Below are 20,483 nucleotides of genomic sequence, written 5' to 3'. Positions count from 1 at the left end.
TACTAAAATGAAAAAATTACTTTTATTCTTCGCCATATGCTTTACCTATTCAAGCACAACAAGCGCGCAACAGCCATTTGATAAAAAATTAGTGCTAAAACAAATGATACTAGCCAATGATTATTTTATGCAAAAATGGCCGGAAACAGGTAAAACAATTATCACCAATAAAGAACGCCCAAGTAACATTTGGACACGCGGCGTTTATTATGAAGGATTAATGGCTTTACACGAAATTTTCCCTAAAGAAGCGTATTATGATTATGCTTATTCGTGGTCTGAATTTCATAAATGGGGATTTAATGGTGGCAACACTACCCGCAATGCAGATAATTATTGTGCAGCTCAAACATATATTGATTTATACAATTTAGAACCAGAGGCTAAAAAGCTGAAAAACACGAGAGCAAATATCAATATGCTTTTAAGTACTGCTCAATTAGACGATTGGTCATGGATTGATGCTATTCAAATGGGAATGCCTGTTTTTGCAAAGATGGGGGTTTTAGAAAAAGACAATCGCTATTTCGAAAAAATGTACCAAATGTATATGTATTCAAGAAATAACCATGGCGATCATGGTCTTTTCAATCCAAAAGACGGATTGTGGTGGCGTGATGCCGATTTCGATCCTCCGTACAAAGAACCAAATGGACAAGATTGTTACTGGAGCCGCGGAAATGGATGGGTAATTGCTGCTTTGGCAAAAGTACTTACGATCATTCCTGAAAATGCGCCTCACAGAGATCAATATGTTAAAGATTTAAAAGCGATGGCTGCTGCATTAGTGCCAATTCAAAGACCTGACGGTTTCTGGAATGTAAGTTTGCACGATCCAACCAATTTTGGAGAAAAAGAAACTTCGGGAACTGCGTTATTTGTTTATGGAATTACATACGGAATCAACAGCGGAATTTTGAAAAAAGAAACTTATTTGCCTGTAGTTCAAAAAGCTTGGAATGCTATAGCAACAGAAAGCTTACACGACAATGGATTTTTAGGATTTTTACAATCAACTGGAAAAGAACCGAAAGACGGTCAGCCATTATCATACGATAAAATCCCTGATTTTGAAGATTACGGATTAGGCTGTTTCTTGCTTGCAGGTTCAGAAATCTATAAATTAAAATAAAAAAAAAATATTCCATACAATTTGTCCACCATACATCGTTGAAATAGAATTTTATGAAAAAATCAAACAACATATATCCATTAAAAACAATACTATTTTTAATATTTATATGGATTACCGTTCCTGCCTTTTCACAAAAAAAGGAAATGTCATTATGGGATAAAATTCCTGATGAAATTCAATCTAAGGATTATTCAGAAAAAATAGACGCGAAAAATGGTGTTGCAGATGGAGTTCGAAAAGTGACATTGCCAACTCTCACAGCTTACTTTGCTAATACGGAAAAATCAAACGGAACGTCTGTTATCATTTGTCCAGGCGGTGGTTACGGAATGTTGGCTATCAATAAAGAAGGTTACAAGGTTGCAGAATGGCTTAACGGTTTAGGAATAAATGCTTTTGTTCTAAAATACAGATTGCCAAGTGACCTAATCATGAAAAACAAAACTGTTGGTCCTTTGCAGGATGCCCAGGAAGCAGTGCGAGTAATAAGACGAAATGCGGTCAAGTGGAAATTGAATCCAAACAAAATTGGTATCATGGGATTCTCTGCCGGAGGTCATTTGGCGGCAACTTTGTCTACACATTATGATGACAAAGTCTATACGCCTTCGGATACAACTAGCGCAAAACCGAATTTTTCGATTTTAATCTATCCTGTTATCTCAATGCAGGAAGGTATTACACATCAAGGCTCTAAAGATAACTTATTAGGAAAAAATGCCAACAATGAAGCAACTGAAAAATACTCGAATGAAAAACAGGTAACAGCTGCAACGCCCAAAGCATTTTTAGTTCATGCAACTGATGATAAGGCCGTTCCTGTAGAAAATAGTATCAATTATTACTTAGCCCTGAAAAAAGAAAAGGTTTCGGCAGAAATGCATTTGTATGAAAACGGCGGACATGGTTTTGGTCTTGGCGTAAAAGGCACCAACGCATCCTGGCCTACAACTTGCGAAAAATGGTTAAATACCAACAATTATACTTTAAAACCTGATGGCTATGTATTCTCATATTTCAAAGGAAACGGCGAAGATGGCTTGCACATCGCGTATAGCGAAGATGGTTATAAATGGACAGCATTAAAAAATGACACTTCGTTTTTAACTCCGGAAGTAGGAAAAGATAAATTGATGAGAGATCCTTGCGTTATAAAAGGCGGCGATGGTTTATATCATATGGTTTGGACGGTGAGCTGGACAGATAAAGGTATTGGATATGCTTCTTCAAAAGATTTGATTCATTGGTCAAAACAAGAATTTATTCCAGTTATGGCGCATGAAGAAAAAGCCAGAAATACATGGGCTCCGGAAATTACGTATGACGAAAAATCAAAAGAATACATGATTTACTGGGCTTCTACAATTGATGGAAAATTTTTAGAAACGCAATCAACTGAAGAAAAAGGATACAATCACCGAATCTATTATACCACTACGAAGGATTTCAAAAAATTTGCGAAAACAAAATTACTCTACGAGCCTGGTTTTAATGTGATAGACGCCACAATTGTAAAACAAGACCAAGGATTTGTAATGTATTTGAAAGATGAAACCAAAAATCCGGTTCAGAAAAACATTAAAATAGCTACAAGTAAAAACCTAACGGGACCTTATAACAAAGCAGGCGAACCAATAACAGGAAATTATTGGGCCGAAGGTCCAACGGCTGTAAAAATAGAGAACAACTGGATTGTTTATTTTGATAAATACACTCAAAAAAAATATGGCGCCGTAAAAGAAACGGCCAAAGGTTGGGAAGATATTTCAGAGCAAATTAGTTTTCCGACAGGAACACGTCATGGCACAGTTTTAAAAGTTTCTTCTGATGAAATTAATGGGCTGAAAAAAGAATAATCACTATAATTTATTAAAACAAAAAAGGATACACGCTGGGCTGTATCCTTTTTTTGTGAAATTAATAGTTATCATTTCTAAGTTTATTCTTTTGAGCAAATATTGTTACGAAAGAAAAAACATCGCTTTATGAAAATCATGAAATTGTGTTTGAAAGATTGTTGAATTTGTAAACGCAGTTTGTTTAGTTCTTTCTGTAGCATCCGATTTCCTATTGAAATATACTTTCAGGTCCTTTATAATTTCAGGCTTTGTCTTAGATTCATCTAACAAAATCAAATTATTCACTTCTTCCAAAAAAAGCAGGCTACCATACAATTGCTTATTAAATAAACAAACCAAAACATTTGAACCTTTTGTATCCATGCTTAAATATTCGATTAATTCAGTTTTATCATAAACAACATATATAAAACGATCAAAATTTGCCGATGCCACTTTCTTTGAAAATGAATTTACAAAAAAATCAAATTCATCTTTAAAAGTTCTTTTAAACATTTTCAAAAAAACACCTTTATTATCCTGCACTAAAACACTCTCTTTTTCCATTGTTCCTATATAAAATTGTTTCTATTAAATAACCTTCAGAAGTAATTAATTACGCATTTTTATTATTAACCTCCAGAAGTTAAATGCAAAAATAAGTTGAGAATGCAAATAGATTGTACCATAATAAGTCATAAAACAATTAAAATAAGACCTTTTTATATTCAAAACCAGCTAACTAAGCGATAAAAAATCAATTCCATATTAAATTTTTGTAATTGGAGTTACGTTCGATTCAACAAACGCCAATAATTTTTCCATATTCCTATCTTCTTTTTTATTCGAAATAGAAATAATATATCCGTTTTTTTCTTTCACGTACAAAAAGAAAAAATCTTTAGTTAAAATTGCTTTTTCGATTTTAGTCCATTTATGAGCAAATCCTCCTAAAGGAGAATGGACGTAAATAACTGAATTTGTGAAATTTAACTTATACCTTCCAATGAAAGTATTCGATTTCAATAACTTCTTGACTACCTTAAAAATAAGTTTATATACTGTATTAACAAATGAATATTGAAACATTAAAAACAATATAATAAGGATTAGATTTCGTATTATCCAGATGATAAAATCCTCATTACTATCTAAATTAAAAATGTCATACAAAAGGGAAAAAAGTAAAAGGACACCTGAAAAAATTCTAACCCGTTCTTTATACAAATTTTTAAAATACATCTTATTGAGTTTTCTAACTTCAATCGTATTTAATTCAAACTCCATGGAAAAATTAGTGGTATTCATTCTAGCTAGATTAAATTAATTGTGCGGGAAATTTTATCTTCTCACCTTATAAAACTTCGAAACAAAAATAGTCAGGCAACATAGTATTATTACTCCATATCAGGGTATTAAAATATCATATTAGGACTTACTTACTAACTAAATCACTAATATTTAGGGACAAAAAAAAACGATAGTAAAGAGAAGTAGTTCACTTTACTATCGTGTAGAAATTAATTTAACTATTAATTACTTAATTGCCTTTTTAAGTTTTTCCAACGAAGAATCTTCTATTTCTTTAAGCTGATTTACAACGATTTGAGCTATTTTCGTTGCACCCAATGAAGAAAGATGTGTATCATCAGCTTTGTCTTTATCATAATACGGATTTTCGCCTGCTTTGAAATGCAAATGCAATTGCTTTGACTTCTCTGGACCGTACGATTGTTCCAGCAATTCAGTATAATACTCTAAATCGATAAATGGTACTTTGAACTCTTGGGCAACTAATCTCGTTTCTAAAGGATAATCTCCGTGTGTGGGCACTAAGACACCTTTTTCATTAAAATTTCTTCGTGCGATAGAGGTAAGTAATATTGGAATAGCTCCTTTTTCGCGGCTCTCTTTTACAAATCGGATTAGATTATGTCGATAGCTTGTATGCGGATTTGTATAACGAGTAGAATCTTCTATTTTTTCATCGTTATGACCGAATTCTATAAACACATAATCGCCTTTTTTAAGTTTTTTATAGATGGAATCCCAACGTTTTTCATTGATAAAACTTTTGGTACTTCTGCCATTTACCGCTTTATTTTCAACCACAATATTGTCCTTAAAAAAAGGCTGAAGCACCTGCGCCCATCCGTGTTCCGGATTGCGATCAGGATCTTTTTTATTTGCCATTGTAGAATCGCCAATGGTATAAACTGTTGTTTTTTGTGCAAAACAAGTTGCAGAAATTAAACAGATAATTAGAATGTAATATTTCATTTTTTTAGACTTTCTTAGATTATTAGATTGTTAGATTTTAGACTTCTTAGACGTAAGACTTCTTAGACGTAAGACTTCTTAGATGTTAGACTTCTTAGATGTTAGACTTCTTAGATGTTAGACTTTATATTTTTTATTAAACTTTAATTACTCTGCAACTTCAAAAAAACCTTAGACGCACTTCTGTGCGCCTCTACGATAAAACCTCTGAACCTTTGTACCTTTGACCCTTTGCTCCTCAAAAAAAAACCTTAGACGCACTGCTGTGCGCCTCTACGATAAAACCTCTGAACCTTTGTACCTTTGACCCTTTGCTCCTCAAAAAAAAAACCTTAGACGCACTGCTGTGCGCCTCTACGTTGAAAACCTCTGAACCTTTGCACCTTTGACCCTTTGCCCCTCAAAAAAAAAACCTTAGACGCACTGCTGTGCGCCTCTACGTTAAAAACCTCTGAACCTTTGCACCTTTGACCCTTTGCCCCTCAAAAAAAAACCTTAGCACCTCAGTACCTCAGAACCTTAGCACCTTCAAAAAAAAAACTTATTTCGCCGATGTCGGAACTGTCGCTCTCTTCCCGATAAAAAAATCTGTCATCAGAACGTTTTCGGCATTTTCATTTGAAATAGCATTTTTAGCCGATTTAATTTCAATGTTTTTCAAAGTAATATTTTTGATTTTCCTATCTGGAAATCCCTGAATTACAATTCCAGATTCCGACGCTTTGTTGCAGGTGATATTCGAAAAATGAACATTTGAAATATCCGATTGATAACCACTGCCTTCGCCATGATAATTCGCGGTGATATAAAGGCAGTCTTCCACTTCATCCAGCTGAATATTGCGAACAAATATATTTCTGATAAAACCGCCACGATCTGCATTGGTTTTAATGTAAATTCCTCTTTTTAAATATCCGACAGTTTTGCAATTCTCCACAAAAACATTCTGTACTCCTGCAGACATTTCGCTTCCAATTACAACTCCGTGAAGACCTTTAAAATTACAGTTTCTGATTATGATATTTTCACTCGGAGTTGCTGTATTTGTTCTTCCTTCGTGATCTCTTCCGGCTTTAATTGCCACATTATCATCGCCGTTATCAAACGTCACATTTTCGATTAAAACATCTTTCGCATATTCCGGATCGATACCGTCATTGTTGTAATTTAGAGATTTGTAACTGACTCCGCGAATAGTAACACTTTGCGATTTCAGTAAATGCAAACACCAAAATGGCGAATTCTCAATGCGGATATTTTCCACCAAAATATTTCTGCAATTCAAAAACTGAATCATTTGCGGACGCAAAAAATAACCTTCCCCAAACAATCTGTCCTTCAAAGCAACACTATTATGGTTCATGTCACGGCTTCTGTTTTTTCCAGCTTCTTCTTTTTCTTTAAAAGTTTTCCACGTCTTACCTCCTTCTCCATTAATTGTTCCTTCGCCGGTAATGGCTATATTGGTGCAATTGTTGGCATAAATAAGCGGACTGTAATTGTACAGCATCGTACCTTCCCAACTCGTTAAAACCATTGGCAAATAATCCTGTGGCGTGTCGCTGAATTTAATTTTGGCTCCTTTTTCAATTCTAAGATTTACGTTGCTTACAAAATGTATTGGTCCGTTAATTTTATAAATTCCTTTAGGAACAATAATAGTTCCGCCATTATTCTTTTTACACAATGCCATCGCTTTGTCAAAAACAGCTTTATTGTTGAAGACCGAATCACCTTTAGCACCCAATTTTACAATATTAATCTGATACGAAGGAAAAACCGGCAACTGAATTCTATTGACAATTGAATCCACTTTTGCAGATGGAAATTCTCCATTTTGAGCAAAAGAAATCCAGGAAACCAATAAAAAAAGGATACATTTAAAATTCATAATTTTCTGTTTTATAAGAAGAAAAAATTATTTAGAATACCAATTTACAACAGCATCCTGAAGAATATTTTCTGTCGAATATTTATCTGCTTCTGATTTTTGAAGCTGATGCGACCATGAAACTCTTTTGGTCGTTTGAGCACCTTCACCTTTGCAATTGTATTCAGCGTAAAAAGTATTTTTTTCAGCATCAGGTTTTGACCAATTTTCCCAGCCTTCTGCTCTGATCTGTTTTCCTAAATTGCAATTTAAAAAAACTGTTTTGGCATAAATTCTCCAGGGTCTTCCTAAATAAACATCTGTAGCCTCAGGATTTGCAGTAAGCTTGCAATTTTTGAACACAAAACCAAATGGAACATTCTGCGGAGTTGAAGCCGCTGTTACATATGAATTTTTGATGCTACTAATGGTGCAGTTTTCAAATAAAACCGTTGCGCTTCCAAAAATAAAATCAGTTGTTCCTTCGATATAACAATCTTTAAAATATTGCTTAGTGCTACTTCCTGACAGATATAAAGTATCCTGATTTCCTAAAATAGCACAGTTTGAAATCTTAGCTCGATTCGCCACAACTGACAACGCAATTCCCTGACCATTATCCCCCGAAGCATTTTTAATAGTTATATTTGAGGCCGAAAAATCATCTCCTTCAACCAAAACGGTGTACGTATAAAAAGTACTGTTTCTCCCTAAATTGATTTTCTTAAAATTATCATCAAAAGTGATAATCGTATTCTCTTTACTTTCTCCAATCAAGGTCAAATGCGTGTTCCATTCCGGGATTCTGATTTTTTCGTTGTAAGTTCCGTTTTTGATATTGATCGTCACTTTTTCATACGGAAAAGCCGGAGCAGCATAAATCGCATCCTGAATTTTAGTAAAATCGCCAGAACCATCCTGCGCGACAGTTAAAACAACATTATCATTTTTTTTTGCCGGAGCAGCTTCTTTCGCAGTAACCTTTACACCATTTTTAATAGCCCAATCCGGATATTTTTTCAGCACTTCTTTAGGTCCGTCGGAATACCATGAATAACCATTTCTTCTTTCAGACCCAATTTGATCTATAGATTTTTTTCTGATTCCGTCACGGTCACAAAAGAAAGGTTCATTGGTTTCAAGATCCATAAACCTCGCCCAAATTGGCGGTGCACTTACGGCAGAAATCATTTTCTTGTCGATAATTTTTCCTTTGTCATCTAATACTCTTTTTTCTTCTAAATTGGTAATTTTCGTTTTCTCAAACCATGCCTGAGCACTTTTTACAGCTGTAATAATTGCCGGAGAAGGTTGTTCAATCGACATTAATAGCAAAACAATTTTTGAAGATTCGTAACCACTTAATGAAGCTAATTCAAAAGCTCTTGCATTTGCCGGAGCCAATGTAACTTCGTCGTGTTGTGCACACCAGGCCGTTAAAACTCCATTTTGTTTGTATTGTGTTTTAAGGATACAATCGATTCCTTTATCAAAAGCTTTCTTGGTTTTTTCAACAATAGCTTTTGATGGTTTTATACTGTAATAATTGGTTTCTTCACTAATCTGTTTCATGATGTTGAGGATATTCACCATCGAATCATCATTGTACGTAATATGCGTGTAATACCCTTTTTTCAAAGGATAAAACTGAGGCCAGCCTCCATTTGCATATTGGGCTTCCAACAAATAATTTAATCCTTTTAAAAACGATGCTGCATAACGATCGTCTTTTACCTGAGCATACATTTTAGACATAAAAAGCATTTCCTGACAAGTCGCTCCGTTATCTGTGGTAATCTCGTGCAAATCACTTTTTAAAGTAATCAAATTTTGTTTTTCGGCTTCAGAAAGTGGATTTTGCATTTGGATATTCTTTGGCCATCCACCAATATTTCTTTGGTAAAGCAAAACATTCTCTGCGATTTTTTTAGCTTCATCAGTACCATACCATGACGGATCGTTTTTACGAATAATGTCCGGCCAGTTTTTAAACGTGTTTTGCGCATTCAAACCAAAACTAACTGTAACTAAAAAAAGTAATATTGTTTTTCTAAATTGAATCATTTTCATCTTATTTAGTAATTCTAAACCAATCGACTGCAACATTTCCGGAGTCGTTTGTAACTTTTTCGCTCAAGGCAAAAAGACCGACTTTGGCGCCAATCCATTTTCCTTCTTTTGAAGTAAAATCAGTACCAATTGGCTGATATTTTTTATCATCGGAACTGTAATAAAAACTACAGATTCCACCCTTTTTAACCTGAACTCTCAAGTAAATTGTATTGCTCGAAATCAAAACTGGAGCTGTTTCCGACTCAGAAATTTTCTTGTCAAAAGTTCCTGTCTTTTGGTTGAGATATAATTTCCCGTTATCATTTTTAAGGCATAAATAACTGTAATCTAATCCCATGATTAAAAGTCCTGTCGACTCACCGTTTAGTCTTGCATTAAAAGTTAATTTGGTTGTAGTGGTGAATTCTTCCGCAGGGAATTTTTGCAATAACAAATTCGGCGCCTCGTAGATTTTATTGCTTTCTTTGATAGTTGGCAAACAAAACAAATTTAAGTAACCTAAACTTGTCGGGAATCCCCATTGTACTTGCGCGTTCGCTTGCCATTGCCATTGCAATCCTAATTTTGGCGAATTAAATTCGTCCGATTCTGCCGGAGTTTCAATTGGATATTTCTTTCCGACATTTGGTTTTTTGAAAGTTGTAACCGGTTCTCCAATTCCGTTTTTATCAAAATCCTGTCCCATAACCGGCCAGTCATTTTCCCATTTCATAGGTTGAAGATGAAGAATTCTTCCATACGCCCCTTTATCCTGAAAATGTATGAACCAGTCTTCACCGGTTTGCGTTTGCACCCAGGCTCCCTGATGTGGACCGTTTATGGTGGTTTTACCCTGTTCTAAAACTTTCTTCTTTTCGTATGGACCAAATACATTTTTTGACCTTAAAACCGTTTGCCAGCCTGTTGAAACACCGCCAGCCGGAGCGAAAATGTAGTAATAATTATTTCTTTTGTAGAATTTTGGTCCTTCAATAGTGCCTTCGCCATCATGACCGTCAATCACCATTACTTCATCGTTGTTAGCAATTGTCCCTTCAGCATTCATCGTACAAACCGTAATTAAACTTTTAATTTTTGCACGACTTCCGGCGTAAGCATGAACCAAGTATACTTTTCCGTCATCATCCCAAAGCGGGCTAGGATCAATCAAACCAGAACCACCTTTTACTAAAATGGGTTCAGACCAAGGCCCTTCTGCTTTTTGGGCTTTTATCATATAGATTCCAAAATCGGGATCTGGATAATAAATATAAAATTCATTGTTATGGAACGTGATGCTTGGTGCCCAAACTCCATTGCCATGCTGTACTTTATCAAAAGTTTCTGTTGGTATTTGTTTGGCCATCGCATATCCGATTATTTTCCAATTCACCAAATCCTTAGAATGTAAAATTGGCAATCCCGGAATGCAGTTAAAAGACGATGCTGTCATATAAAAATCATCGCCTACGCGAACGGCATCAGGATCAGAATAATCAGCGTGAATTATGGGATTTGTATACGTTCCATCTCCATTGTCAGGTACCCAAACCTGTGCGAAATTCTGTTGTGCTGAGAATACTGATAATAAAAGAAGAAGGGCTTGTATGTTTTTCATTTTGTAATAATTAAACACGTTAAAATTAAACCTGAAAGGTTTTTAAAACCCGTCAGGTTTAAAAATTGAATCAAATTATCTGTTCAATTCTAAAGCTGCCAAAATAAAAGGACCTGTTGCTTTAGGATCATTGTCTTTCTTTTTTTCGTTCACATAATATTCGTAAGAACCATCACGATAAGGTTTTCCTCCTAAACCTGCAACCTGACATGCCTGAGTTAACGTAATTCCGCCATCAGCATCAACTTTTATCAATTGTTTTGTTAAACCATCAAATGCATTGTTCGCTAATTTTTTATATTTTGATGGTAAATAACCTTTGTTAGCTCCTTTTGCAAAAGCGTAAGTAAACATTGATGATCCTGATGCTTCTAAATAATTATCTTTTTCTCCGCCTTTATCTGTTACCTGATACCATAAACCAGACTTTTTATCCTGATATTTCGCTAGAGCTTCACATGCATTGTTTAAATAGGTCACCAATTCTTTTTGTTTTGGATGCTCTTTTGGCATGTAATCCAACACATCAACAAGTGCCATTACGTACCAGCCTAAAGCTCTTGACCAGAAATTTGGAGAGTTTCCTGTTTCTTTATTTGCCCATGGCATTTCTTTGCTTTCGTCCCAGGCATGGTATAATAATCCCGTTTTTGGATCTGTGGCATGCAATTGAATAATTTCGAATTGTTTAGCTATATCGTCAAAACTCTTTCCACCTTCAAAAGTAGCTGTGTATTCTGCATAAAAAGGCTCTCCCATATACAAACCATCTAACCACATTTGGTTTGGATAGATTTTTTTGTGCCAAAAACCACCCGATTTTGTTCTCGGTTGTTCTGTTAATTGTTTACGAAGCAATTGCATTGCTTTTAAGTACTTTTCTTCTTTTGTTTTATCATATATATTAAAAAGCAAACGACCTGCTACAACCATGTCTATGTTATAATTATCGAAATCATATGATTTAATTGTACCATCATTTTGAACCAAAGCATCAACGTAACCTTTGATATAAGTTGGATATTTTGAATCCGGATATTTTTTATTAAGTTCCTCCATAGAATGCAAAACTAATCCATGAACATAGTCCCATTTAGGAGCTTTCGAATCATCGATCATGTATCCTTCAGGATGACGCTTCATTAATGTCAATGCCATTTTTTGAGACCATTTTAAATCTTTGGAGAGCACTATATCCTTATTTGCAGGCTCTTGCGAAATCATTTTGCAGCTCGTAAACGCCATAACACAAATTAATACTACTGATGCAAAATAACTTTGTTTTCTATTATTCTTCATTTTATATATGTTTAAATTCTACACTATTTTAATTCAATTGTTGTCTTATTTCTATGGGAATTATTTGAAAATTTTATCTAAAAATTGTGCTGTGTGCATCACAGTCTCATCAAACCATGGCTGAAAAAACCAAAAAGAATGAGGCGAATTCTGAATTGTATGTACTTCACTATAAATTTTATATTGATTTAAAATGGCAATCATATCATCTCTTCCCGCATGAAACCTATCAAAACTACTCTGTATAAAAAGTATCGGCGGCGTTTGATTATTAGTATGGCTTAAAGCCGAAGCATTTTTCCAGATCTCAGGTTTTTCATCAGAAGTACCTCCTAACCAAAACGATGCCATTTCTCCCTCTGCCGATTCCGGATGTTTAAACGCTAAAATTCCATCTATATCAATAATGGCATTTACTTTTGAAGATGATTTGCTTTTGAATATTTTATCTTCAAAATCCGGATTTTCATTTGTGGTTCCAATTAAAGCTGCCATTTGTCCTCCGGAAGAACAGCCCAAAACCGCAATTTTATTTGGATCAACATGGAATTTTTTAGCATTGTCTTTGATGAACTTAATTGCATTTTTTACATCATAAACTCCTTCCGGGTATTTCGCTTCTAAAGATAATCTGTATTCAATTGCAAAACAAGAGTAGCCTTTTGATGCAATTTCTATGGCCATGCGCTGCATTTGCGTTTTGTTTCCAGATCTCCAGCCGCCACCGTGAATCATGATTACCGCCGGATTTGATTTTTGTTTTTTAGAAAAAAAAGCGTCCAAATGTAATGTCCTATCTTGATGTCGCTGATAAACAACCTCTTTGATTTCAACAACATCAGTATTTTTTTTCTCTTGCGGAATCGTTATAAAAGGATATTTTTTAATTAGCTTATTATAGGTACTTTTTATAGTGTACGAAGTATCAATACTATAATTACTTTGTGCAAAAATAGCATTCGAGATCAGCATCATTATAAAAAAAGACTTCTTCATCTTAAAAAAAAATTTAGTTAAGAAAAGAGTTCGATTTACCAAACTCTTTCTTAACTTCTTCAAAAAAACAATTATCTCAAAAATAATTTAAATTACTAACAACCACGATTTTGAGAAATATATTCATCCAGAATTAAACCTAAAGTCGCAAGTCAAATGTCATAAAGTTTTTAAAGTCCTGTACTTACTGACTTTCGTTCATTTTTATTTTCACCCTTATGGTGTAATCAAAAAGTGTGCAAAGTCAATATTGACAACACCTTTTGACTTTTAAACTTTTAACTTGCGACTATTGGAATTAAACCAAATATTTCAGCTTAATTTTTAACCGATTCCACCTTTTTTCCATTAATATAAGTATCAATGAAATTTATATTTTTTACGTTTGACAATTTATAAATCGAATCCGCTTTCTCAATTACAACATTTTTAAGTGTAATATTTTCTACAGGAGATTCTTTGTAGCCTTCTGCCAAAACACCATATTTTCCAGCGTTTTTCACATTGATGTTTTCGAGATTTATATTTCGTATCACTGGAATAAAATTGCCTGTTTGTGAGCCGTAAACATTATAATACATTGTTGCAAGCAAAACACATTCCTTTACAGTTCCGATTTCCAAATTTCGAACAAATACATCTTCGATAACGCCGCCTCTTTTTGAATTGGTTTTAATACGAATTACTCTGTCTAGATTTGGGCTGTCCATTTTGCAATTTTCAACAAAGACATTATTCACACCTGCCGAAATTTCACTACCAATAACTACGCCGCCGTGGCCATCAATCATTTTGCAATTCTGAACAATGATATTTTTACTTGGAATCGCCACTCTTCTTCCATCGGCATCTCTTCCGGCTTTAATAGCGATACAATCATCACCTGTATTAAAAGTACAATTTTTAATAATTATGTTTTGAGAATATTCAGGATCACAGCCGTCATTGTTTGGGCCATGGCTGTTTACGGTAACTCCGTCAATAATTATATTGTTAGATTTTAGCGGATGCAAAATCCAGAACGGCGCATTTATTATCGTTACATCTTTAATTAAAACTGTATTGCATTCAAAAAATTCGACAAAACTAGGTCGTAAGTAACGGCCTTCTCCAAAAACTCTTTCTGAAACCGGAACGCCTTTTTCGGCCATATCAACCAAAACTTCTCTGTTTGTTGGATCATTTTGCGACGGAATACCTTTTTGCCATGCGTAGCTTTTTCCACCAGACCAAACCCACCAGTTCGAGCTATTGGCCTGACCATTAAGAGTTCCTTTTCCTGTAATGGCAACATTTGTTTTATTTCTGGCAAAAATTAACGGAGAGTAATTCATCAACTCAGTTCCTTCCCATGAAGTATGAATGATAGGATAATCTTTCGGATTTGTACTGAAAAGAATTTCAGCATTATCTTCTAAGTGCAAATTCACATTGCTTTCTAAATGTATTGCACCAGTCAAATACTTACCATTCGGAACAATTACTTTTCCACCTCCATTTTCGGCACATGCCTTAATTGCTTTTTCAAAAGCTGCAGTATTCATAGTTTTACCATCAGCTACAGCACCAAAATCGTTTATATTATAGGTTTTATCAGAAAAGTGAGTCTCTGGAATACTTTTTACAATTAATTCCATTTTTTTCCACGGATCAGTTTCTGAAACAGTAGAAACTTGTTTTCCGCATGATAAAATCATTGAAGTCAAGATACTTAATAGCACAGTTGATTTTAACATTAAAGGCTTATTTGTAATCATTTACGTTATATTTTATATTTTTTTTGAATAAAAACGAATAATCATGTAATCGATTACACGAAAATAGAAAAATACATCGGATACACCAAATTAATTCAAAATAAATTTATATATTTAATTTTTATTAGTAAATATATTTACACTTTATATAAAAAAACACTTAAATTTTTATCATTGTGAAACTGAAAACTATTTAGTTATAAATTTTGGTAATCGATAACAATTTATATTGGAATATATAAAAAAAATGTATTTTTGTCCGTAAGAATTAATCAAAACATAATTTTTGAATGAGCGAAAAAATAACCATCTATGATATTGCCAAAAAATTAAATATCACTGCGGCTACTGTTTCCAGGGCATTGAACAACAATCCCAAAATAAAAGAGAGCACACGTGAGTTGGTAATAAAAACAGCTGCATCAATGAACTATAAGCAAAACAAACTTGCTTTAGCACTAAAAAGCGGCCGGAGTAATAATATAGGTGTTATTGTTCCTCGTATTGACAGTAACTTTTTTGCTTCTGTAATTCGAGGTATCGAAGAAGAGCTACAGCCTCATGGCTATCAAGTTATTATTTGCCAGACACACGAAGATTTAAAAAGAGAAAGCGAAAATCTATATACTTTAATTGATGCACAGGTTGATGGAATTCTAATGTCTGTGACTGCTGTAAGCATTGAAAACGACAGTGCTTTTCATAATGTTTTAGAAAAAAATGTTCCTCTTATCTTTTTTGACCGTAGCAAACACATTGATGGCGTAAGCTCTGTAACAATCAATGACTTTAAAGGAGGTTACATTGCTACTAAGCATTTAATTGCTGAAGGCTGCCGATGTATTGCGCACTTATCCGGAGATCAATCACTTGAAATTTTTAAAAACAGGTTTTTAGGATATAAACAAGCGCTGCTGGATAGCGGACTGACTTTTAAGGAAGAATATGTAGTTCCGGTAAAAAGTATGGTGGAAGCCGGAAAAGAAGCAGTTGATATATTATTAAAATTAGACACTCCTCCAGACGCTATATTTTCTTCGAGTGATTTTGCTGCTTTAGGAGCCATTCAGGAATTAAAAGAAAGAAACATCAGTATTCCGCAAGATTTTTGTGTAGCAGGCTTTAGTAATGAACCTTTTACCAAATTCATGGAATTATCAATAACCTCCGTAGATCAGTCTCCGCTTGAAATGGGTAAAATGTCAGCTCGTGTTTTCTTAGAACAAGTAGACAAAACAGAAACAATTAAAATTGAAAAAAAGGTGGTTCTCGCCCCAGAATTACACATCCGTAAATCATCGTCACGAACAACATCTTGATTTTTTTTTCACCATATAAGTGATATAAGTTCATTTTTACTTTTACGCATAATTATAATGCAGCTTAAAAAGTACATTTAACTTGCATGTAAAACCAAAAGGCAACTCTAAAATGAGCTGCCTTTTTTTATTAAGCATTGTATAAAATGAACTTATGTAACTTATGTGGTAAAAAAAATAAAATATAAAGGCAGCTCTTACATGAGCTGCCTTTTATGTTAAGCATTTTCTATAAAATGAACTTATATTACTTATATGGTGCAAAAAATTATAATGAAACCCCTCTTTTCCAAGGAATAAATACATCTTGTTTCAACTGGTCTGCTTTTGTTTCCACGTTTCCGCTCGCCAATTCTATAATGTAATCTACGATTTCTGCTCCAACTTCGGTAATGGTTTTTTCACCAGTAATCACAGTTCCAGCATTTACATCGATTATATCCGACATTCTATTAATTAATGCCGTGTTCGAAGAAATTTTCACAACGGGTGCAATCGGATTTCCCATCGGATTTCCTAAACCTGTGGTAAATAAAACAACTGTTGCGCCCGATCCAACCAATCCTGTAGTACATTCGGCGTCGTTTCCTGGCGTATTTAGAAGATTTAAACCTGGTTTTGAAATATATTCGCCGTAATCTAAAACATCTACAACCGGTGAAGTTCCACCTTTTTTAGCCGCACCGGCAGATTTCATCGCATCTGTAATTAATCCGTCTTTGATGTTTCCTGGAGATGGGTTCATATCAAACCCTGAACCTGCATCTACAACTGATTTTTCAAAAGCTTTCATTAAAGTTAAAAACTTATCTGCTTTTTCTTCGTCCACACATCTGTTCATCAATTCTTGCTCAACGCCACATAATTCTGGAAACTCTGCTAAAATTGTTTTCCCTCCCAAGGCTGCAAAAATATCTGAAACAATTCCTAATGCCGGATTAGCAGAAATTCCTGAAAATCCGTCAGAGCCTCCACATTCTAAACCAATACTTAGCTTTGAAAGAGGGGCAGGTTTGCGTTCAATTTTGTTGGCTCTTTTAATGGCTTCATAAGAATCTTTAATCACCATTTGAAACATTTGATCAGTAGTTCCAATTTGTTGTTGCTCATAGATCAAAATTTCTTTATCACTATTCGGACTTATTTCTTTCAATGCCTTTTTAAAAATATCTATTTGCAAATTTTGGCAACCAAGACTTAAAACAGTTGCACCGGCAACATTTGGGTTGTTCACATATCCTGCAAGCAGTTTTGCCAACAATTCAGAATCTTGTCTAATCCCACCACAACCACCTTGATGATTGATGAATTTCACTTCAATATTATCTAAAAGATTTTCATTTAAATTTTTCTCAGCAACTTCTTCTACGCTTTTTTCCTCAATTAAAGAGCGCAACAAATTTTTATATGAAACTTCTTTTTTTGGTAATAATTCGTTCTCGAAAATATCTTTTAGTTTTTCGATATTTTTGTTTTCACAAAAAACTAATGGAAAAAACAACCAAACGTTTTTGGTTCCAACTTGTCCATCAGTACGGTGGTATCCGTTGAAAGTTTTGTCTTTCCAACGATCTACATTTGGCGGCGTCCAACCTAAATTTCCGTTTTTACCAAAAACTTTTTCACTTTGATGTTTTACATTTTCAGTAGTAATTACTTCTCCTTTTTGCACAGGTTTTGCAGCTTTACCTACCAAAACGCCATACATTATAATATCATCACCAATTGCAAAATCTTTCTCTGCGATTTTATGTTTAGCTTTAACATCAGTTGTTGGTGAGACGGTAGTTCCTTCAAATGTAATTTGTTCGTTTTGTACCAAATCGGTTAAAGCGACAATTACGTTATCTGCTGGGTTTACTTTTATTAATTTTTTTTGCATGATCGTTTTTTTTTTAAGGTGCTAAGGTGCTGAGTTGCTAAGGTGCTGAGTTTTTGGGACCCATCTTAGGGACTTAGGTCTTAGAAACTATTCCAATTAATATTGTTTGCTGAAATTAGCAAATCCTTGTTCTATTCCGTTTTCTTCAATTTCATTTAAGGCCAATACTAAAGCTTCTGATAAACCTTTTACTTTAGTTAAATCTTCACCCCAGAATTCAGTGTTAGCTAATATTTTAGCTACAACTAAATCTTTAGACCCTAATTGCCAAGCGTTTTTAAATGCCTCAACTATTTCTGGAGAATCTTTTACAGGCAACGCTTCGTTATTCCATGTTCCTTTGTAGAACTGAATTAAACTCGCTAATGAAAAAGTCAAATTAGTTGGCAATTTTTTGTTAGCATTATAATATCCTAATAAACTTGGTAAAACTCTTACTTTGAATTTTGAGATAGAATTTAATGCAATATCAGCAAGTGCATGTTTGATAAATGGATTTTTAAAACGGTCCATTACCTCTTCACAATAAGCTGTAATTTCATTTTTATCCATATCAAGCGTTTCGCTAATTTCATTAATAACGCTGTTTACGAATTTTCCGGTAAAATCTCCGTTAACAGTTTCCATTACTAATTTGTTTCCGTACAAAAGTGAAAAAGGAACCATTGCGGTGTGTGCACCGTTTAGAATACGAACTTTAATCATTTTAAAAGGACGTATATCATCAACGATTTTTACATTCAAATCTGTTTTATGGAAAGGAAGTTTTGCTTTTAAAGCATCACCGCCTTCAATAGCCCAAAGAAAGAAAGGTTCAGCAGCAACAATTAAATTGTCCTGATAATCTAATTTATTATTGTATTCTTCAATTTCAGCTCTTGGATATCCAGGTACAATTCTGTCAACCAAAGTACTGTGATATGTACAAGCATCTGATACCCAAGTTTTAAATGCGTCCTCTAACTTCCATAAATCGACATATTGTAAGATGATTTTTTTCAGAGTTTCTGAGTTATAATCAATCAATTCACAAGGAATAATCGTTAATCCTTTAGCAGCATCTCCATTGAAATGTTTGAATCTTTCATATAATAAAACAGTCAGCTTCGCAGGAAATGAAACTGGTGGCTGCATATCAGGAGTATCACTTTCGATGAATTCAATTCCGGCCTCAGTAGTATTTGAAACAATAAATTGAAGTTCTTCTTCTTTGGCTAAAGCTAAATAATCTGCAAATTGGGTATATGGATTTATAGCTTTTACAATATTGGTAATTAACTCAATATCTTGTATTTTTTCGCCTTTTTTAATACCGTTCATAAACAAAGTATAAAGACCATCCTGATCGTTAATCATGTTCACCATACCTTCTTTCAATGGTTGAACCATTGCAATACCGGCATTAAAATCAACTTCTTTATTTAGTTTATGAAAAGCGTAATCAACAAAAGCTCTCAAGAAATTCCCTTCCCCAAACTGAACTACTTTAATTGGCTGTAATTTTTCTAATCCTGTATTCTCTCTGTTTAACTGTTTCATTTTAAATCCATTAAAGCGTTATAAATAATCATATTAATACCTTATTGCTTTATAAAAAGTTTTTTTTTAATTGTAAAAGAAACATTACACTTGTAAGAGTAAAATAAAACTTGCTGTGAGGAGTGACAAGTTTTATTTAGCAAGCGTAATGCTCAATTACAAAAAGTTAAAATCTAAAAAAAACTATTTTTCAAATAAGGAATCGGTATGATTACTCCTTATTTATTTTTAATATTTTTGATGATATCAAGTACCTGACTCACTTTATTTTTTAAGCCATCAAAGTCATTGTTATCTAATATATCTTTCGAAATTAATTGTGATCCAAGACCTACACAAGTTGCTCCTGCGTTTAGCCACGAAGACAAACTTTCCACCGTTGGGTAAACACCTCCGGTTGGCATAATATTCGTCCATGGGCATGGTCCTTTTATTGCTTTTATAAACTCTGGTCCGTAAATATCGGCAGGGAATAATTTTACAATTTCGCAGCCTAATTCTTCTGCTCTTGCAATTTCAGTTAGAGTTCCGCAGCCCGGTGACCATAGTACTTTACGACGATTACAAGCAATTGCAATATCTTCTCTAAAAACTGGTGTTACAATAAAATTAGCACCCAAACTCATGTACACAGATGCAGATGCAGCGTCAGTAATCGAACCAACTCCTAACATCATCCCCGGCAATTCTGCCAAAGCATATTTGTTTAAAGCACCAAAAACTTCATGAGCAAAATCACCTCTGCTGGTAAACTCCATTAATCGTGAACCTCCATCATAACAAGCTTTTAAGACTTTCTTGCTTACTTCAATATCTGAATGAAAAAACAACGGTACCATTCCGTTATCTTTCATTTGCTGTGCTACTTCAATTCTTGAATATTTTGCCATATTATTTT

General features: G+C 34.1%; 15 protein-coding genes. 3 read left to right on the top strand and 12 right to left on the bottom strand.

Annotated elements, in window-relative coordinates; translation table 11 throughout:
- Positions 1 to 7 precede the first annotated feature (7 nt).
- Both J2X17_RS04345 and J2X17_RS04340 read left to right on the top strand, forming a co-directional pair.
- On the top strand, positions 8 to 1,132 hold the full coding sequence (locus tag J2X17_RS04345; protein ID WP_310295041.1) for a glycoside hydrolase family 88/105 protein: 1,125 nt from the start codon (positions 8 to 10) through the stop codon (positions 1,130 to 1,132).
- A 53-nt stretch (positions 1,133 to 1,185) separates the two neighbouring features.
- Entirely contained in the window at positions 1,186 to 2,991 is a 1,806-nt protein-coding gene (locus J2X17_RS04340) for a prolyl oligopeptidase family serine peptidase (protein WP_310295039.1), read from the top strand.
- Between the two features lie 105 nt (positions 2,992 to 3,096).
- On the opposite strand, the gene J2X17_RS04335 is transcribed toward J2X17_RS04340, so the two are convergent.
- From J2X17_RS04335 to J2X17_RS04295, 9 genes are all read right to left on the bottom strand, one after another.
- Entirely contained in the window at positions 3,097 to 3,540 is a 444-nt protein-coding gene (locus J2X17_RS04335) for a hypothetical protein (protein ID WP_310295036.1), read from the bottom strand.
- 201 nt (positions 3,541 to 3,741) lie between these two features.
- On the bottom strand, positions 3,742 to 4,281 hold the full coding sequence (locus J2X17_RS04330; protein ID WP_310295034.1) for a hypothetical protein: 540 nt from the start codon (positions 4,279 to 4,281) through the stop codon (positions 3,742 to 3,744).
- A gap of 228 nt (positions 4,282 to 4,509) precedes the next feature.
- Positions 4,510 to 5,253 carry a rhamnogalacturonan acetylesterase gene (locus J2X17_RS04325; RefSeq protein WP_310295031.1) on the bottom strand — a complete coding sequence of 248 codons (744 nt, stop codon included), beginning with the start codon at positions 5,251 to 5,253 and terminating at the stop codon, positions 4,510 to 4,512.
- A gap of 541 nt (positions 5,254 to 5,794) precedes the next feature.
- On the bottom strand, positions 5,795 to 7,144 hold the full coding sequence (locus J2X17_RS04320) for a glycoside hydrolase family 28 protein (RefSeq protein ID WP_310295029.1): 1,350 nt from the start codon (positions 7,142 to 7,144) through the stop codon (positions 5,795 to 5,797).
- A gap of 27 nt (positions 7,145 to 7,171) precedes the next feature.
- The gene (gene pelA / locus J2X17_RS04315) at positions 7,172 to 9,187 is read right to left on the bottom strand and encodes a pectate lyase (protein ID WP_310295027.1); all 2,016 of its coding nucleotides are present in this window, start codon (positions 9,185 to 9,187) and stop codon (positions 7,172 to 7,174) included.
- A 7-nt stretch (positions 9,188 to 9,194) separates the two neighbouring features.
- Complete coding sequence (locus tag J2X17_RS04310; RefSeq protein ID WP_310295025.1) at positions 9,195 to 10,793, bottom strand: glycoside hydrolase family 43 protein; 1,599 nt, start codon at positions 10,791 to 10,793, stop codon at positions 9,195 to 9,197.
- Positions 10,794 to 10,868: 75 nt separating this feature from the next.
- Positions 10,869 to 12,092 carry a glycoside hydrolase family 88/105 protein gene (locus tag J2X17_RS04305; RefSeq protein WP_310295023.1) on the bottom strand — a complete coding sequence of 408 codons (1,224 nt, stop codon included), beginning with the start codon at positions 12,090 to 12,092 and terminating at the stop codon, positions 10,869 to 10,871.
- Between the two features lie 60 nt (positions 12,093 to 12,152).
- Positions 12,153 to 13,088, bottom strand: a complete 936-nt coding sequence (locus J2X17_RS04300) for an alpha/beta hydrolase fold domain-containing protein (protein WP_310295021.1) — start codon at positions 13,086 to 13,088, stop codon at positions 12,153 to 12,155.
- 317 nt (positions 13,089 to 13,405) lie between these two features.
- The gene (locus tag J2X17_RS04295; RefSeq protein ID WP_310295019.1) at positions 13,406 to 14,845 is read right to left on the bottom strand and encodes a glycoside hydrolase family 28 protein; all 1,440 of its coding nucleotides are present in this window, start codon (positions 14,843 to 14,845) and stop codon (positions 13,406 to 13,408) included.
- 290 nt (positions 14,846 to 15,135) lie between these two features.
- On the opposite strand from J2X17_RS04295, the gene J2X17_RS04290 reads away from it, so the two are divergent.
- Positions 15,136 to 16,164: a LacI family DNA-binding transcriptional regulator gene (locus tag J2X17_RS04290; protein WP_310295017.1), complete on the top strand. Its 1,029-nt coding sequence runs from the start codon at positions 15,136 to 15,138 to the stop codon at positions 16,162 to 16,164.
- 268 nt (positions 16,165 to 16,432) lie between these two features.
- On the opposite strand, the gene J2X17_RS04285 is transcribed toward J2X17_RS04290, so the two are convergent.
- The 3 genes from J2X17_RS04285 to J2X17_RS04275 all read right to left on the bottom strand — a co-directional run bounded on the left by J2X17_RS04285 (position 16,433) and on the right by J2X17_RS04275 (position 20,475).
- Complete coding sequence (locus J2X17_RS04285) at positions 16,433 to 18,046, bottom strand: UxaA family hydrolase (protein WP_310295015.1); 1,614 nt, start codon at positions 18,044 to 18,046, stop codon at positions 16,433 to 16,435.
- A gap of 96 nt (positions 18,047 to 18,142) precedes the next feature.
- Positions 18,143 to 19,585, bottom strand: a complete 1,443-nt coding sequence (locus J2X17_RS04280; protein WP_310295012.1) for a tagaturonate reductase — start codon at positions 19,583 to 19,585, stop codon at positions 18,143 to 18,145.
- A gap of 218 nt (positions 19,586 to 19,803) precedes the next feature.
- A complete protein-coding gene (locus J2X17_RS04275) occupies positions 19,804 to 20,475 on the bottom strand; it encodes a bifunctional 4-hydroxy-2-oxoglutarate aldolase/2-dehydro-3-deoxy-phosphogluconate aldolase (RefSeq protein ID WP_310295009.1) in 672 nt (223 codons plus the stop codon).
- Between the last annotated feature and the right edge of the window lie 8 nt (positions 20,476 to 20,483).

The sequence above is a fragment of the Flavobacterium aquidurense genome (assembly GCF_031458035.1).
Classification (GTDB): Bacteria; Bacteroidota; Bacteroidia; order Flavobacteriales; family Flavobacteriaceae; genus Flavobacterium; species Flavobacterium aquidurense_C.
Note: the sequence above shows the minus strand (reverse complement) of the source record. Positions and strands in the feature narration are given on the sequence as shown.